Source organism: Nocardia abscessus (assembly GCF_015477775.1).
GTDB classification, from domain to species: Bacteria; Actinomycetota; Actinomycetes; order Mycobacteriales; family Mycobacteriaceae; genus Nocardia; species Nocardia abscessus_A.
The window spans coordinates 117,921-134,979 of sequence record NZ_JADLQO010000015.1; the positions used below are offsets into that span (position 1 = coordinate 117,921).

11 protein-coding genes are annotated in these 17,059 nt (G+C 66.0%); 5 read left to right on the forward strand and 6 right to left on the reverse strand.

The genetic code is table 11. The annotated features are described in order from the left end of the window. Positions 1 to 13 precede the first annotated feature (13 nt). Complete coding sequence (locus IU450_RS30515; protein WP_195153185.1) at positions 14 to 982, reverse strand: helix-turn-helix domain-containing protein; 969 nt, start codon at positions 980 to 982, stop codon at positions 14 to 16. A gap of 85 nt (positions 983 to 1,067) precedes the next feature. Here IU450_RS30515 and IU450_RS30520 point away from each other — a divergent pair, with 85 nt between their 5' ends. After that, the gene (locus tag IU450_RS30520; protein ID WP_195153186.1) at positions 1,068 to 1,229 is read left to right on the forward strand and encodes a hypothetical protein; all 162 of its coding nucleotides are present in this window, start codon (positions 1,068 to 1,070) and stop codon (positions 1,227 to 1,229) included. 126 nt (positions 1,230 to 1,355) lie between these two features. Here IU450_RS30520 and IU450_RS30525 read toward each other — a convergent pair whose 3' ends face one another. Further along, complete coding sequence (locus IU450_RS30525; RefSeq protein WP_324197889.1) at positions 1,356 to 1,970, reverse strand: DUF3043 domain-containing protein; 615 nt, start codon at positions 1,968 to 1,970, stop codon at positions 1,356 to 1,358. A gap of 254 nt (positions 1,971 to 2,224) precedes the next feature. Here IU450_RS30525 and IU450_RS30530 point away from each other — a divergent pair, with 254 nt between their 5' ends. After that, the gene (locus tag IU450_RS30530) at positions 2,225 to 2,575 is read left to right on the forward strand and encodes a HesB/IscA family protein (protein ID WP_195033350.1); all 351 of its coding nucleotides are present in this window, start codon (positions 2,225 to 2,227) and stop codon (positions 2,573 to 2,575) included. A gap of 240 nt (positions 2,576 to 2,815) precedes the next feature. Then, positions 2,816 to 3,784, forward strand: a complete 969-nt coding sequence (locus IU450_RS30535) for a carbohydrate kinase family protein (protein WP_195153188.1) — start codon at positions 2,816 to 2,818, stop codon at positions 3,782 to 3,784. Between the two features lie 78 nt (positions 3,785 to 3,862). On the opposite strand, the gene asnB is transcribed toward IU450_RS30535, so the two are convergent. Next, positions 3,863 to 5,806, reverse strand: a complete 1,944-nt coding sequence (asnB, locus tag IU450_RS30540) for an asparagine synthase (glutamine-hydrolyzing) (RefSeq protein ID WP_195153189.1) — start codon at positions 5,804 to 5,806, stop codon at positions 3,863 to 3,865. Between the two features lie 364 nt (positions 5,807 to 6,170). Here asnB and IU450_RS30545 point away from each other — a divergent pair, with 364 nt between their 5' ends. Continuing rightward, the gene (locus tag IU450_RS30545; RefSeq protein ID WP_195153190.1) at positions 6,171 to 7,262 is read left to right on the forward strand and encodes a cytochrome c oxidase subunit II; all 1,092 of its coding nucleotides are present in this window, start codon (positions 6,171 to 6,173) and stop codon (positions 7,260 to 7,262) included. A gap of 14 nt (positions 7,263 to 7,276) precedes the next feature. Next, a complete protein-coding gene (locus IU450_RS30550) occupies positions 7,277 to 7,693 on the forward strand; it encodes a cytochrome c oxidase subunit 4 (RefSeq protein ID WP_040865876.1) in 417 nt (138 codons plus the stop codon). Positions 7,694 to 7,814: 121 nt separating this feature from the next. Here the strand turns inward: IU450_RS30550 and IU450_RS30555 are convergent, their stop codons facing one another. The 3 genes from IU450_RS30555 to IU450_RS30565 are packed head-to-tail and all read right to left on the reverse strand — an operon-like array spanning position 7,815 to position 16,741. Further along, entirely contained in the window at positions 7,815 to 12,869 is a 5,055-nt protein-coding gene (locus tag IU450_RS30555; RefSeq protein ID WP_195153191.1) for a hypothetical protein, read from the reverse strand. A 45-nt stretch (positions 12,870 to 12,914) separates the two neighbouring features. After that, complete coding sequence (locus tag IU450_RS30560; protein WP_195153192.1) at positions 12,915 to 15,959, reverse strand: caspase family protein; 3,045 nt, start codon at positions 15,957 to 15,959, stop codon at positions 12,915 to 12,917. Continuing rightward, positions 15,956 to 16,741: a hypothetical protein gene (locus IU450_RS30565; protein WP_195153193.1), complete on the reverse strand. Its 786-nt coding sequence runs from the start codon at positions 16,739 to 16,741 to the stop codon at positions 15,956 to 15,958. The genes IU450_RS30560 and IU450_RS30565 overlap by 4 nt, the downstream gene beginning before the upstream one ends. Positions 16,742 to 17,059: the final 318 nt, after the last annotated feature.

Here is a 17,059-nt window from a genome sequence, read left to right on the forward strand (position 1 = left end):
GGGCGCGCAGAAATCAGGCCGATTCCTCCGGGCTGCGGCCGAAGCGGCGGCGGTATTCGGTGGGAGCGATGCCGACCAGGCGTTGGAAGTGGTGGCGCAGGAGGGCGCCGGAGCCGAAGCCGGAGCGGGCGGCGATGTGCTCCAGTCCGAGGTCGGTTTCCTCCAGTAGCTGCTCGGCCAGCAGCACGCGCTGGTTGGTGAGCCATTTCACCGGAGTGGTTCCGGTCTCGGCGGCGAAGCGCCGGGCGAAGGTGCGGGTGGACATGTTGGCGCGGGTGGCCAGGTCTTCGACGGTGTGCGGCAGGTCGAGATGCTCGTTCATCCAAGCCAGGATGGGGGTGAGGCTGTCGGACGTGCAGGCGGCGACGGGACGTTCGATGAACTGGCGCTGCCCGCCGTCGCGCTGCGGCGGGACCACCATGCGCCGCGCGATCGCGTTGGCCACGCCGCTGCCGAGCTCGCGCCGCACCAGGTGCAGGCAGGCATCGATACCCGCGGCGGTGCCCGCGCTGGTGATCAGATCTCCTTCGTCGACGAACAGCACGTCCGGATCGACGGTCGCTTCGGGATACTCGTCGGCGAGTTTCTCGACATAGCGCCAGTGGGTGGTGCATTTGCGGCCGTCGAGCAGTCCGGCTGCCCCGGCCAGGAAAGCTCCGGAACACACGGTGAGCACCGTCGCCCCGGCTGCCGACGCGTCGCGGACGGCGGCGACGACCCGCGGATCGAACCCTCGGTCGGTCGCGGCGGCCGGGATGGCCACCAGATCGGCCGCCGACAGCTCCCCGAGGCCGTACTCCGGTGTGACGGTTATCCCGGGACTGGTCGAGTGCAGTGGAACCCCTGGCTCCGCGCCGCACACCCGGAAATCGAAGGCGGGCAGTCCGTCGGCCGTACGGTCCAGCCCGAAAACCTCACAGATGACCCCGAATTCGAACATGGCCATACGTTCGGACAGCACCACGGCGACCTTCGACAGCATGACGCCAGTCTACTGGCTGTATTTTTGCGAACAATGTCAGTACCGCCACTTTCGGCGGTAAATCACGGAGCGCAAAATTACTGCCATGGTTACTTTCCTCGTCTCCCTGGCAGTCATCGTGGCTTTCGTCACAGTCATCGCCCGCAGCACGGGGCACGCCGGCTCGTCGGACGTCATAGACCGTGACGCGCAGCGGTTGCACTCCGAACTGGCGGCAATGCTCGGCCGCGACAACCACCACCGCTGAGCAGGATGGAACGGGCCGTCTCGGTCCGAGTGGCCGCCGCGTCCGCGACGAAGTCGCCGGCGGCGGTCGCTCGGACGCGAACCACAAGGGGGCCGCGAACACCCAGCGCCGCAGGCGCTGGAAAAACTACACAGCGTCGCCCGGGTCGACGCGCGGCTTCGGGGCGCGCATCTTGCGGATCTGGGAGGCGCGGACGAAGGCGTACCAGCCGAGCCGGTAGCCGATGTCGGTGGTCTCCGGGAAGCGTTCCCTGACCCGGTTGTTCACGACTCGGCCGAGCAGGAAGCCCTCGATGCCCATGAACAGCATCATCACGAGCATGGCCAGCGTGACGATGGTCTGCAGCGCGGGCGCGACGAACATCGACAGGATCAGCACCAGTGCCATCGGCATGAACAGGCCGACCAGGTTGCGCCGGGCGTCGACGATGTCACGGGCGAACGCCCGGACCGGACCCTGGTCGCGGTGCGGCAGGTATTTGTCCTCGCCCGCGAGCATGCGTTCGCGTCGATCCGCGGCGGCCTCGCGCCGCTTGGCGGCGGCCGCCTTGCGCTCCTGCTTGGTGCCCCGCGCGGCCTTGCGCCGGGCGCGGGCCTCCTTCGCGGTGAGCGGAGCGGGTGCTACGGGTCCGCGGCGCTTGCTCTGTGCGTCACGGCGTTTGGGGGTGGGACGGCCCTTGCCCGAGGTGGCCGTTGTGGCCGTGCGGGTGGTGCCCGCGGCCGAGTCGCCGTCCGTGACCACCGTCGATTCGGCGGTCGCGTCGGTGGTGCTGGACTCGCCGCGACGGAACAATTTCACATCGACCAGGCTATTCGATGGGTTGCGCGGCGGGAAATGCGGTCCGATTCGCCGGGAGTGTGCGGGCTCACGCAGGTTGCGTGTCACCACGGATCAGGTGATGGCAAGATGGAGGAATAGCAGCCGGCCGAGTGGTGTTGACAAACACGACCCGTGCGCTGTTCACGGGTTGACCACAGGTTCCTCGAGGAGAGTTCATGACTGTGCAGAACGAGACCGCCACCCACGGTGTCACTCTGACCGACGCCGCCGCCTCGAAGGCGAAGGCACTGCTGGACCAGGAGGGACGCGACGACCTGGCGCTGCGGATCGCGGTGCAGCCTGGTGGTTGTGCCGGCCTGCGCTACCAGCTGTTCTTCGACGACCGCTCGCTCGACGGCGACCTGACCGTCGACTTCGGCGGCGTCACGCTGGCCGTCGACCGGATGAGCGCGCCGTACGTGCAGGGCGCCTCGATCGACTTCGTCGACACCATCGAGAAGCAGGGCTTCACCATCGACAACCCGAACGCCACCGGCTCCTGCGCCTGCGGCGACTCCTTCAACTGAGCGCTGATCGGCCGCGTGTGAGCGTGGCCGAACGCGACGACTGATGTAGCGAGGACATGGGTAACTTCCCCGGGAACGCCCAGAACTGGAGCGGCACTCAGCGCAGGACCTGAACGCAAATCCGGTGCCGCCCAACCAGTACGGCCTGAAGACCCGGAGACGCGGTTGAGCTACGGTGAGATCGGGACTCGCGTCCCGGTCTGCACCGCCTGCCGCCTACCGTTGAAGGGGCCCAGCCACGTGTCCATCGCCGTATCCGCGTCCATTGCGACCGACCACCTCATGCGTTTTCCCGGCCGGTTCGCCGACGTACTGCTGGCCGATCAGCTCGACCACGTGTCGCTGAGCTTCCTCGTCGACGATCTGCAGATCCGTCGCGGCGGCGTCGGCGGCAACATCGTCTACGCCATGGGCCTGCTCAATCGCGCGCCCCTGCTCGTCGGGGCCGTCGGCGCCGATTTCGGCGAGTACCGCGCCTGGTTGGAGAAGCACGGCGTCGATTGCTCCACCGTGCTGGTGTCCGATCGTGCGCACACCGCCCGTTTCGTCTGCACCACCGATGACGACATGGCCCAGATCGCGTCGTTCTATCCCGGCGCGATGAGCGAGGCTCGCGACATCTCCATCGCCGAGCTCGCCGAGACCCGGGAGTTCGATCTCGTCCTGGTCGGCGCCAACGATCCCGAGGCGATGCTGCGTCACACCGCCGAGTGCCGCGAACTCGGCATCCCGTTCGCCGCCGATCCCTCCCAGCAGCTGGCCCGCTTGGACGGCGACCAGTCGGTGCAGCTCATCGACGGCGCCGCGTACCTCTTCACGAACAAGTACGAGTGGGCGCTGTTGCTGCAGAAGACCGGTCTGAGCGAGGAAGAGGTCGCTCAGAAGGTCGGCATCCGTGTCACCACCCTGGGCGCGGAGGGCGTGCGGATCATCGACCGCGACGGCACCGAGGTGACCGTCGGCGTGGTGCCCGAGACCGAGAAGGTCGAGCCGACCGGCGTCGGCGACGCCTTCCGCGCGGGCTTCCTCACCGCGCACACCGCCGGGCTGAGCCTGGAGCGTTCCGCGCAGCTGGGATCGCTCATCGCCGTGCTCGTACTGGAGACCATGGGCACCCAGGAGTGGACGCTCAACAAGGAGACCGCGCTGGAGCGGCTCGCCCAGGCCTACGGCCCCGAAGCCGCGGCCGACATCAAGCCGCTGCTCTGAGGTCGATTCTGCTTACCGGGGCCCGCCGTCGATGACGGCGGGTCCCGCGGCCTCGAGACCCGGCTGGGCGGGGGAGCGCTACAGCGAAACGGGGTAGACCGGTTCCTGGATCTCCGGCTTGATCCGGTCTTCGACGAAGATGCCGTGCCACACCATGAACACCAGCAATGTCCACAGCCTGCGGCTGTGATCGGCGGTCCCGGCCCGGTGCGCGACCAGCATCTCGCTGATCGCGGCCTTGTTCAGCAGGTGGTCGGTCTGCGATTCGGCGATCTGCTGCTGAGCCCAGTCGTAGAGTTCCGTCCCGCGCAGCCAGTGCCGCAGCGGTACCGGGAAGCCGAGCTTGGCGCGGTGCAGCACGTGCGCGGGCACGATGCCCTCCAGCGCCTGGCGCAGCGCGTACTTCGTGGTCTCCTTGGTGATCTTCTGGTCGAACGGCAGGCCCTCGGCGACCTTCAGCACCTCGGAGTCCAGGAACGGCACGCGCAACTCCAGCGAGTTGGCCATGGTCATCTTGTCGGCCTTGACCAGGATGTCGCCGCGCAGCCAGGTGAACAGGTCCAGGTGCTGCATGCGGGCCACCGGGTCCCAGCCTCGGGACTTGGCGTACAGCGGCGCGGTGACGTCCTGGTGCGTCCACTCCGGCCGGAACTCGCGCAGCACCGCGCGCAGCTGCGCGTCGTTGAAGCTGCGCGCGTTGCCGTAGTAGCGCTCCTCCAGGGTGAGCGAGCCGCGGTGCAGCAGGCTCTTGCCCCTGGTGCCTTCCGGAATCCGGTCCGAGAGCTTGCCCGCCAGCCTGCGCAGTCCGCGGGGCAGCTTCTCGAAGGGTTTCAACGACAGAGGCTCCCGGTAGATGGTGTATCCGCCGAACAGCTCGTCGGCGCCCTCACCGGAGAGCACGACCTTGACGTGCTTGCGCGCTTCCTTCGCCACGAAGTACAGCGGGACCAGCGCCGGGTCGGCCACCGGGTCGTCGAGATACCAGACGATCTCCGGGATCGCCGAGGCGAACTCGGCGGGGGAGACCACCTTCACCACGTGCCGCGCGCCGATCGCCTCGGCGCTCTCGGCGGCCACGTCCACCTCCGAGTAGCCCTCGCGCTCGAACCCGGTGGTGAACGTGATCAGCTTCGGGTTGTGCCGCATGGCCAGCGCGGCGACCGCGGTGGAGTCGATGCCGCCGGACAGGAACGAGCCGACCGTCACGTCGGCGCGCATGTGCTTGGCGACGGAGTCCTCGAGCGCCGCGGCGATCTCCCGGTAGCGCGCCGCCGCCGAACCGGGCGCGAACGGGCGCACCGCGAACTTCGGGGTGAAGTAGCGGGTGACCTCCGCAGCCGCGCCGGGCCGCACGGTGGCGTAGCTGCCCGATTCGAGCCTGCGCACGTCCTTGTGCAGCGTCTCCGGCTCCGGCACGTATTGCAGCACCGTGTAGTGCTCCAGCGCCCGCGGGTCCAGCGCGTCGCTCAGCCGCAACGCGGGCAGCAGTTCCAGCAGGCTCTTCTTCTCGCTGCCGAACGCGGTGCCGCCCGGTCCGGTGGCCAGGAACAGCGGCTTGATGCCGAACGGGTCGCGAGCGAGGAACAACTCCTTGGTCGCGGTATCCCAGATCGCGAACGCGAACATGCCGCGCAGGCGCCGCACCGCTTCGGGGCCCCAGTAGTGGAACGCCGCGACGATGGCCTCGCTGTCGCCTTCGGTCCGGAAGATCTTTCCGTCCGGGAACTCCTCGGCATGCGCCTCGGTGAGTTCCGCGCGCAGCTCCAGGTAGTTGTAGATCTCGCCGTTGAAGGTCAGCGCGTAGCGGTCGGGCTGACCGGGCGGGCCCCAGCGCAGCGGCTGGTGCGAGTGCTCGATGTCGATGATCGACAAACGGTTGAAGCCGAAGATCACCCGGTCGTCGTGCCAGGTGCCGCGCTCGTCCGGGCCACGGTGCCGCACGCAGTGCAAGGCGTCGTAGACCTGCTCCACCGTGTCGGGTGCCGCCTCGTCAGATGCCAGGAATCCGAGCAGTCCACACACGGCGTCGGCAACCTCATTTCTCGCAGTCGGGATACGCGCTCACCGGATGGCGCGCGAGGGGACGAAATCTAGTGTCCGAGTATGCCGCACCCACCGGATTCGCGCGTCGTGCGCATCGCGTCCCGGCCGGAATCGCTGGTGACGGTGATCCGGGTGCGCTCGGCGAGGTGCCGAAGCCGACCCGACGACGAACGGGGGGTGCGTTTGGTCTACGCTGCGTAGTACTCAGGTCTCTCTCAGGCGACCCGCGCGGACGCGCTGGCCCGGGGGGCGTCCTGAAACAAGCTTAGGACGTATCGTCGGGGCCGATCGCAGCCCCGCACGATGCACTGTCGGAATGTGTGGCGACCAGGAAGGCGTGAGCGTGGCGCACAAGGCGAGCGAAGAGATCGGGGCACGACCCGCCCGGGGTCGGCAGGGCCGCATCCTTCGGCGGGCCGGGCTGGCGGTGTCCTTGGGGATCACCGCGCTGCTCGTCTCGGGCTGCTCGATCGACAATGTTTGGCTGCGGTTCGGCTGGCCCTCGGGTATCACGCCGCAGGCCACCCGGATGCGGGAACTGTGGACCTGGTCGGTCGTCGCCGCGCTGGCGATGGGCGTGCTGGTCTGGGGCCTGACCTTCTGGACCGTCGCGTTCCACCGCAAGAAGGCGGACTCCCCGGAGTTCCCGCGCCAGACCGGCTACAACGTGCCGCTGGAGCTGACCTACACGGCGATCCCGTTCGTGATCATCGCCGTGCTGTTCTACTTCACCGTGGTCGTGCAGAACTACGTGCACGAGAAGGTGGCCAACCCCGATGTCACGGTCGACGTGACCGCCTTCCAGTGGAACTGGAAGTTCGGCTACCGCAACGTCGACTTCAAGGACGGGTACAAGTTCGACGGCATCGACACCACGCGTGAGTCGCTGAGCCAGGAACAGCTCGAGGAGTACCAGGAGCGGACCAAGGACGGTCACCCGCAGCCGGGCCCGGTGCACGGCAAGCCGGAGAACGACATCCTGTCCTACCTGCACTACGACAAGGTCGAGACGATCGGCTCGAGCAACGAGATCCCGGTCCTGGTGCTGCCCACCGGCAAGGTCATCGAGTTCCAGCTCGCCGCCGCCGACGTGATCCACGCCTTCTGGGTGCCGGAGTTCCTGTTCAAGCGCGACGTGATGCCGAACCCGAAGGAAAACAACTCCGACAACGTCTTCCAGATCACCAAGATCGAGAAGGAAGGCGCGTTCGTCGGCCGCTGCGCCGAGATGTGCGGCACCTATCACTCGATGATGAACTTCGAGGTGCGCGCGGTCACGCCGGAGAAGTTCACCAAGTACCTGGACGCGCGCCAGGCGGGCAAGACCAATGCCGAGGCGCTGGAGTCCATCGGTGAGTCCCCGGTCGCCACGTCCACCACGCCGTTCAACACCAGGCGCGACACCAAGAGCGCGGCCTCGGCCGAGAGCAAGTGAGGATTTGATCTGACATGAAGATCGAAGCGCGGATTTTCGAACTGCTCACGGTGTTCTTCATCATCGTGGCGGTGGTCTACGGCTTCTTCACCGGCCAGTCGCGCACCGGCGTCGAATGGGCGGGCACCACGGCCACCGTGCTGACCGCCGGTCTGTCGCTGATCATCGGCACCTACTTCCGGTTCGTCGCCCGTCGTCTCGACCTGCGCCCGGAGGACTACGAGGACGCCGAGATCGTGGACGGCGCCGGCGACCTGGGCTTCTTCTCGCCCGGCAGCTTCTGGCCGATCACCCTGGCCGCCGCCGGCTCGGTGACCGCCCTGGGCCTCGCGTTCTTCCAGTTCTGGCTGATCGGCATCGGCGTGGTCTGCGTCCTCGCGGCTGCCGCGGGGTTGGTGTTCGAGTACTACCTCGGGCCCGAAAAGCACTGATCTGTCTTCTTTCCGAAGCGCCCCACCGGGTTTGGTGGGGCGCTTCGTGCATGTGGCCAGTGCTTCTCGTAGTTGACGCCCCGCGGGCGTCTGAGGCCTCAACCGTTTCCCGCGATAAGACTCAGAGATCGAGCTCGTTTGCTGGCATTGAGGCCATCGTCGCCGGTGGAGGGCACAGACGGTCCACCGCCGACCTCAGCTCTCGATAAACCGGGAGCGCGGCGACGCCGGGAACAGCCACCCGCTCCCTCATTCTCCTCGACGCCTCGGGCGTCGCAAGGTGGTCGGCGATAGCAGGCGTGTGTGCCGCCTCCCGGCACAACAGTGTCAGCAGTTCGTAGCCGGCATCTGTCGCCGCTGTCCAACCGCTGGACAGTGACTCCGCAGGCTGCAGGCGGCCCAGTCGGGCCGAGGCGACAAGAGCCATGCATGTCTCCTGGGGATACCAGTGGGCGACACCGATTCGGTCGAAAACGTCCAGCGCCTTCTGTGCCACCGTGATGGACCATTCGGTGCGTGGCAACCACACCGCTGCCCAAGCTGCCGAAGCTGGGTACGCCACGATGTTCGGTTCCATGGCAGGTGTGCTGAGGGGCAGCTCACTCTCCTGAGAGCATTCGGTCAGCGCCTGCGCCGTCCAGCCGATAGTCGTCCAGTGCTGCTCGATGTCGGCCACCTTGGGCCGCTTCAGTGTCCTGTCGAGTTGCTGCCCCACGGCCGGGGCGAGAAACTCCACAGACGAGTTCGCGCGGCACAGCGACTTGAGCATGCGCCCAGCCTGCTCGAGCCCAATTGCCTCGACGAGAAGCGCAGGATGGACCGTGGTCAGGTCACGGACGATGTCCTCGACGAGATCGTTACGCCCGGTCAGCCGCAGCGCCGTCACGAGGTTGGGCAGTCCGCGCATGTCGGGACGCATGCGCAGGCTCAGCCTTTTGAGCAGCTTGTTCGCATTGACCTTCTCGCCGAGTTGCTCGCCCCATTGGGGTTCCCAGATGTACGCGAGCGTCAGCAACTCTGCGATTACCCGGGGGCTCGCGAACAGGTGCATGGTGGAGGACCAGACCCGGTTGACCACCGTCCCCATCCAATTTTGTGACTCCTGGGCTGGCACCACGCCGAGGTTCGCCAGCGTCCGGCCGACGATACCTTGCGTGACCGGGTCTTGCTCGAATCTGAAACTGTCGGTGAATGTGCGCCAGCGGTCCTTTCTGCTGTCGCGCAACCACTCCAACTCGGCCCTGCCGAGGCCCGGTTGGCATCGTTCCGCCGCCGCTAGCAGATCCGCCATCAATGGCGGGTGAACCACGCTGCGGATCAGGAGGCCCTCGAGGTGCGAAATTCTCTGGCCACCCTCGGGGTGGCTGAGGATGTTGATGGCGTCTGCAGCCTCGCGCGGGTCAAACTTGTGTAATTGGTTGAGCGCGGTGGTGAACGCGCCGATTCCTGACAGCGCGCGCAAGCTGTGCGCCCAGTCCCATTGCGGGTTCTCCGCTTTGAAGTGGCGCAGCACCAAGGCGGTCGCATCGGGCATTGCGGCCCCGCGCAGCGTGCGAGTCAGAACATTGAGCTTCTGTGCGATCTCACCTGCATTCGTCGCCATTGGACTGCGCACGACGTGTTGAATCTTGAGGCGTTTCGCGAACTCCTCGCTGATCTGGGGAGCGACGGCCATGCTCAACTGGTGTGTATGCATCATGCTCTGCGAGTCGAGGGCCGGATTGCCCATGCGCTCGAGCAGTATGCGTGTGTCCAGGCGCTCCGCCAGTTGCAGCAAAAAGTTTTGGCCGAAGTAGTCATCATCGATCAGCAATGTCGCCAGCTGTGGCCCCCACGGCCGAGCTGTGCCACGCTGGGCCTGGATGCTGGAGACGACCAGTTGCAGTGCCTCTTCCTCCAAGTCGGTGCGGTAGTCGGCGCCCGCCTCCCACAGCCCGCGCAGGAAGTGGTACATGACCGCGGGGCGGCGTTCTTTTCTCTTCGTCATCAGCGTTTTTGCGAACTTGGGTCCCAGTTCACACGCCAGGCGATAGCCGAAGCGGTCCTTCGTATCGCAGTAGAGATCGTCGGCACGACTGACGCTGCTGAGCAGCATCCCGGCGCCGCGCGCGTCTTTGAAGTTGTCGATCGACTCGGCCAAGTCCCGAGCCAGCTTGACGTCGGCCACCTGGCTACCTTGAGCGGTCTCTTGGTAGAGCACCTTCTTGATGGTGCCGCCGTGAATGTTCCGCACCGTGGACAGGAGGATGGCCGCCTCGGCAGGTGTCGATCTCCGGAGAATCGCCGCCAGCGCGGGTCCCAGCCGCATGGAGTTCAGCAAGTGGTTCAGCAGCTGATTGGTTCGTCCGCGGTCGTTGCGCGCGAGGTCGGCGAAGGCACTGCTGATCTGGATCGCGTCCGCGTGTGCCAGTGCTGCCATGATCTGTTTCTCGTACCGCTTGACCAGATCGTCCCAATCGCTCAGGCCGTTGAAGTGCAGCCGCAGGGACATCCAGGCCAGCATGGAAGCCAGCGTTGTCCGTGAGTTGGGGAGCTGCTCGAGGAGTGCTTGCGCGGGTTTCTCCAACGGACGCAGCCGGTCGTGCCTCGTGTTCTCGGGGCTGTCGGACCCCCGTGCCTCCTGGGACCAGCGGTGAATCAGGTCGTCCAGCCGCCGTACGTTGATGAGGTCGTCGTGGTTGCGCGCATCCGCTCCGCGGACCAGCGCGGCGGCGCGTTCCTCCAGCCACTGGCAGACCGTCGCCAGAGGAATGGTCGTTTCTGAGGCCAGTCGCAGGAGAGCGTGGGCAAGGTGGCGACGCTGCGCGACTGTGGCACGCCGTGCGAGCACAGCGTCCAGCCCCTCATTCGCGGTGCCCAACCAGGTCAGCAAATCGGTCACCTCGGTGCCGGTGAGCTGGTCCTGATAGTCCCAAAGCACCTTGAGCACGGTCGTCAGCTCAGGCACGACCAGGTGAGGCAGGCTGGGGATCCGCGTCACGATCGCCGGTAGCGCGGCGGCGATCCAGAATGGCTCGCTTTGTCGCGCGCACAGTTGAAGCACACGGAGAGCCATCGGCGGGTGGGCGTCGGCGGACCAGGGGCTGAAAGCCTGCCGCACCGTCTCCCGCTCGAGCAGTTCGGCAAGGGCTCCGGGCGCGTACACGGCACAGTTGGTCAGCAAGGCCCGCACTCTGTCATGTTCTCTATCTGCCAGCATTGCCACCAGATACTGCTCCAGCCAGGTGAGCAGGTTATCCCGGCCGCCTTGCCGATTTGCGCAGTCGAGCACGACATTCGCGCGCACCTCACTGGGAATCTGGGCCAGACCCCCATCCACGACGACCCCTAGCGCCGTGAGGGTCTCGTCCGTGAGGTACTCCACCAGGGAAGCAGGCACGCTCTCGTCCAGCGTGGACACGGCGGCGAGCTGGCCCGTGGCCGCCCGTGCGGGCTCGTCCAGGCAGGCACAGGCATTTTCGACCTGCTGACGCAGGAGGCGGAGGGCATCGCGCCCCCCGGTTTCTCCAGCCGAGCCGGCGGCGACACCGACACGAAGCAGGTCGACCAGCACACTCAAGTCGCCTTGGCAGGCATCGACGACCAGCTCGATGTCGGCGTCCCCGTCGACGGCCCCACACGCATCGGGGTAGCGCTCGATCAGACGCCGGGCCAAATCGGGCATCTCGTCCGGTGACAGGGGCGACGGGTACGCGGTCACACCATGGTTGTCCCAGTTGTAAGCGGCGCCGTCGAAGTACCGGGTCAATGCGAGTACGCCGACGTTGAGCTCTCCCAGCGATTCGAGCGCTTCTCCGATGTTGCCGTCTTGCAGCGCATGGAGATCCTCGAGGACGACCAGCGTGCGGCGTCCGGCGTCGGCCTGCATGGTGACAAGCGCAGCCCGGACCACCGAAAGCAGACTGCCGTCGGTGGGCAGGTGGCGATGCGCAGGTGACAGGACAAGAGTCTGCCAGCCGCTGGCCTCGAGCTGTTGGACCAGCTGGCGAGCGCAGACCGTCTTGCCGCTGTTGCGAATGCCCGACTGAATGACACGCGAGGTCGGCCGCTGCAGGAAAAGCTCGGCGAGGAAGCCCGCCTGGTCCAACTCGACCAATAGAGTGTCGCCATCGTGCAACCAGTCGCCGATATCGTCGTCCCCCGCGGCCTCCGTGTAGTGGAGAATGCCCCACTGGTAGGCGTCCAAGGTCTCTTGAGCCCATTTACTGCGAGTCTCCTGCCAGTCCTCACCCCACAGCAGACGGGCCGCGCCGGCCAGGGTGGAATCGGGATCCGATCGTGTCTCGGATCCGGTCCGCAGCTTCCAAACCTCGTCGTCGTGCCACAGGCAGTGGAGGCCCCCCTCGGCCGTGTCCGGCGAAATCTCGCTGCCGATGATGTACCGACTCCATGAACCATCTTTCGTACATCCCGCGAGAGGCAGCACACCGAGCTGACCGGGGGTAGGCAGCCCACTCTCATGAGCCAAGTAAGTGAGAGCGATGGCGGCCGCACAACTACGTGGGGCCACCACCGATGGACTCGAGACGCTACGTATGTCGATGAGCGCGCTGATCGACGGTGGCTGGGGCCGACCCGCGTCGGCAACGAGCTTGCGCGCCGCATCGAGACCGTTCTCCACCTCTGAGACGGCGATAGGCGGCAGCGCGGTCCAGGCGACACGTACGGGGCGGTCCGTCCCCTCGGAGGTGGCCGCGCTGCCCGCGTGGAAGTGGACGGTCGCACGAGCGATCGCACACCAGTCGTCGATCGGTTCCAGGAGCAGCGGTACCTCGTCGGCGTCCGCTGCCCAGCGTTCAGCGCTTGTGGTGACAGCCGGAAGTTGTTCGGATCGAGTGATGAGCACATCGAGCTCCGCCAGTAAACCGGCGTCCAGTTCGGCCAGGAGCTCTTCGAACGCGCCGCCGGCAGGGTCACCGTACGCGGCCAGCAACGCGCCCACACCGATCGCGGGTCGTCTACCCGTGTAGTCGAAGGGGCGAGGTGGCAACGACTGTCCTTGGCGCACGGTGCGGTTCCCGAGGTCGATTACGGTGCGCAGGAGTTGCCCCACCCTGTCGGCTTCGATCTGTGTCGTATGCAAGGTGACAGTCAGTGCATGTAGAGCCATGCGGAGCTCATGTCCTAGCGGATTGTCATTGTGCCGGAGGTTTGTTCCGGACTCGTTGATGCTCACGATGTGCTCCCTTCATCGCCGCCCCGAGGACGCGCCTCGGGCTGTTCAATGGGCGATATGAACCACGCCCGCGCTGGTGCCGACCACAAGGTGTCCGCTGGCGTCGACGTCCACCGAAGAGACATAGCACCCGAGTTCGGCGTGGAAGGAGGTACCCGAGCGGGGGACGAGGGGGGTCAGCTCGATGTCGCCTTGCTGCCCTGCGCTCACCAGGACTCGGTGGCTACCAATCGTATGCACGCGCAACTCAGCGACCTGGCTGATATGTGCGGCGATCTGGCGACTGGAAGCGCCGTCCCAGGACGTCAACCAGACCGACCCGTCGCCCGCTCCGGTATATATGCCGTCACCGTCGGCGGCGATGGCTGTGAGGGCCAGCTTCTGTGGAGGCTCGTAAACGTGTAGTAACTGGCCGTCGGCGCGCCACACGCTGACGTCTTTCGCCGTGTGGGCCGCGACCAGCGGGACGTTATTGCTCACGGCGGTCGCGGCGCCACCTATCCGGAGCTGACCTCTGGGCACCATCGGGCCGGTGACCTGGTCGGCTCGCCACTGCCATCCCTCGGTGCCGGCGATGAGGAGACCTCGCGACTTCAACTGGACGCAGGAGACTACCCTGCAGTCGAGCGTTAGACCCGGAACCTGAAAAGACGCACCATCGGCGAGACGCTCGACCCAAGCCTGGCCGTTGATCTGCCCGGCGAACAGGGCGGGGCCGGAGGCATCGATGACTGAGGTGGCGGTTATGCCAGCTGTTCGATTGCGCGGGGTCAGCGTCTTCCAGGCGTGGCCGTCCAGCGCGGCGAACTTGCTGAGGATAGCCGCCTCCTCGTCGACGATGAGTTCGCCGCCATCGGGAAGGCAGTAGACAGCCGTGACCGGACGGCGGTAGGTGAGAGTGGGCTGCCATCCTGCCGCGGACTCGCCGGCACGTCTGGCAAGCTCGGGAAGTTCGTACACTTGGGCGAGCAAAGCCATGCGAGACAGCGTGTGTCCGTCCGTCCGATCCGTCCTGGCCAGCTCGCCGCACAACGACCGCACGCGCGCAATGTGGCCGAACGGGCTGTCGTGCAGGACTGTCAGGACCCGGCGTAGAGCGTCGGAGTTCATCAGCAGGAACTCGGGGTCGTCGAGATAGTCGGCCAGCACGCCGGCCAGTTGTGCGTGGTAAGCGAAGTACTCACGGGTGTAGCGGTCGGCCGCGGTCCAGTCGAGCGCGCCCGACGGGCGCAGGGGCAGGCGTTCGGTCATCGCCCGGACAAAGGCGGCGTGAGAGAGGACCTTTCCCGCGGCCTGTACCAAAAAGTCGGCGTTGGGAGACCGTTCGAGCCTCCAACCGTGCCCGTGTATGCCGCTCTCTGGAGCAGCGAGGAAATCCGATGCCTTCTGCCTTACCCGCTCCAGGTCAGCGGCCCCGACATCTCGTCCGCTGGATTCGCTCACGACGGCTGCCCAGAGATGCCCGTCCGTCGGCAGGCCTTCGCCCTGTGCGAGTGCCACAGGGAGGAGCAGGTCCAGCGCCCACTGGGGATCGTCCTCATTTAGGGCTCGCATTTGCGCCAGGAACAACTCCGCCGTGGACCGCTCTGCCCGGACGCGTGCGGTGGCAGGGTCCTCCGAGCTGAGGGACACGGCGAAGAGGTACGCCCGGAGCCATGAGAGGCCGGCTGCGCCAGCCGTGGCGTGCGCAATCTCGGTGACCAACTCTGGGTCCACGTGGGTCCATGTGGTGCCCTTCCGGTGCCACAATACGTGCTCGACGAAGACCGTGATGTCGTCGCTGTCAAAGAATTCCGGGTGGTCGAGGTCGATCCGGGGGCCGGTGAAGCCCGGCGGCGCCTGGGTACCGGCTAGGACGACGCGAGCCTGCTCGAGGGCGGCGAGTGGTGTCAGCAGGCTTGCGTAGAGGCTGTCCGGATCGGTGCAGGCGTCGATGGAGTCGAAGCAGATGCTCAGCGTTTTGGGCCTGGCCGCGAGCTCATCGATGAGAGCTTGTGCGTCGCCGCGTTCGGTTCCCGTTCCGTAGTGGGAGGCCAGTCTCTGGATGACGGAGTCCACGGTCATTCCGCGGGCGTCCAGGAGCAGGTCGAGGCAGCCGAGTGGCGCAGATTCAGGTGCCCTAGGGCCGGCAGGCAGTGGGTCGGCGTGTGCTGTGGTGTGGATCCAGTCGAGCAAAACGGACTTGCCGGATCCCGCGCTTCCGACGACCGCGAGGGCGCCGGCCTGATCTCCGGTCAGGTAGCTTATGGCCTCATTGACAGCCTTGGCTCGGCCACAGAATGCCCACCCGCTTGTGCCGTTGGCTTCCTGTGGTCTACGGATTCTCTGCGGTAGGTACCAGGGGTTGAAGAAGGCCCGGGATTTCGAGCGCGGTGGAAGGTATTCGGGCTCGGGCGGTCTCCCGTCGTCACCCGGCAAATCCCTCATGCGGCGGACAAGTGCGTCGAACAGCACGTCCATCGGCAGGAATTCGTCCTTCTCGCTGCCCGGGGCGGTGCGAACGGCGGCGGAGAAGGAATCGGCGAAGTGCAACTGATGGGCCTTGCGGAGGCGGTCGATAGAGCCGAAGGCCGTGAACACGGGAAGCGCGGTACCCTTGGCACGCTCGTTGGCTTGGGCCTGCTCGAAACGCGTCACGGCGATCCCGGAATGACAAGTGTCCAGGAGGATGACCACTTCACGCGGGCGCTGCCGGTTTTCTGCGATGAGCATCGCGAAGAGGTCATCAACCCGGAGGTGGCTGCTGCGCCACCGCTTCTCGCTGTCGTGAGCGGCGAGGACGAGATCTCCGTCGCTGAGTTCCTCAGCGTGCCCGGAGTAGTAGAAGGCCAGTAAGTCGGGCGGCGTGCCGTCATCGCCTTCGAGGGCCCGCTCGAAGCTCCGCAGCAATTGGTCCACGGTCGGGTCCAGTTGGGAGTCGCGATGGATCGTGCAGCCGGCCGACTCCACCAGCACGGCCTTCATCATTCGCAGTTCGTCCGGCACCCGTAACAGTGGAGGAAAACCCTCTCCGAAGGTACTTGTACCGGAAACGAGCGCGACTCTCGCAGCGTGACCGAAGGAGTCGGTGCCAACGCCTGCTGTTGTCACGGCTCTCCGATGAGGAGGGCGCTCCCGATGGCTTCGGCGAACTCACCTGTGGTCAGGTAGCGCATGACCGAGTGGCCGCCCAGCGTGTATCTCCCAGGGTGGTACCAGGGTGTATTGACAACGAGTTGGTCGTCCACGCAGTCCCCGAAGGCCGGTTCCAGCTTCTTCACCAGAGCGATGGGGTCGTCGGTGGCCGCGATGTTGATCCAATTCTTTACCGGAGGCGAGCACCGGCGGCCGTCCGGCAATGGTGCGGGGATCAGACGTTCCTGCACCAGCCCGAGGCCGAGCGGCGACCCCAGCGTGACGAAGGTGTCGACGTTCCAGTCCGGATGGTCGCCGCAGAGTGCCTCGTAGGCGACGACGGAGCCGAGCGAATGCCCTACGACCACTCTGGTTTCGGGCGTCACCACCCGCTCGAACCGCTGCTGGGCGCAGGCACGGACACTGTCGTTGGCGTCCAGGTACCGGCGGACCTGACGTACGAGCCAGATCAACACTCGCGCCGGCGGGCGGCCGAGCGCCTCGGACTTCTCGAGTCGACGCAGCGCAGCCTGCGTCATACCCTTGCCGTCCGGCGCCGGAGGCCGGGCGCCTTCTGCGAACGCCTCCAGCAGAGCGCTCTCCAGTGGATCCCGCACATCCCCGACCCTTAGATGGGGAATGTCCGCGAATTCGTCTTCGCTCGGAACTCCTTTGGTGTTCAGGCTGCGATAGCAGTTGCCGTAGAACACCGAGGAGACGAGGTCGGGTGACGGGACTGGAAGAGAAGCATCCGTCATGCTCGTTCGCAACGCTTCGTACCAGTCTGTATGCGATGTTTCGCGATGTTTGTACTGGTACCCGATACCGTGACACATCACGACTCGAGGCATGCGTTCCCCCTATCGGCAGTCCTCATAGTGTAGGGGAGTAAGCTATTTCATCGATGCAAATAGCCTCTTGATGATCGGTCGAACTCGGCGGTACCGAGAGCTGTCAACGGACAGACCATTGGTAGCACCGGGCCATCCATTGTCAGGATTGCTTCCGCCGATCCTGTCGTCCCACGAACGGCTGTGCTCCTCAACCCGTCAGCGGCGACTGACAGGCTGCGTTGT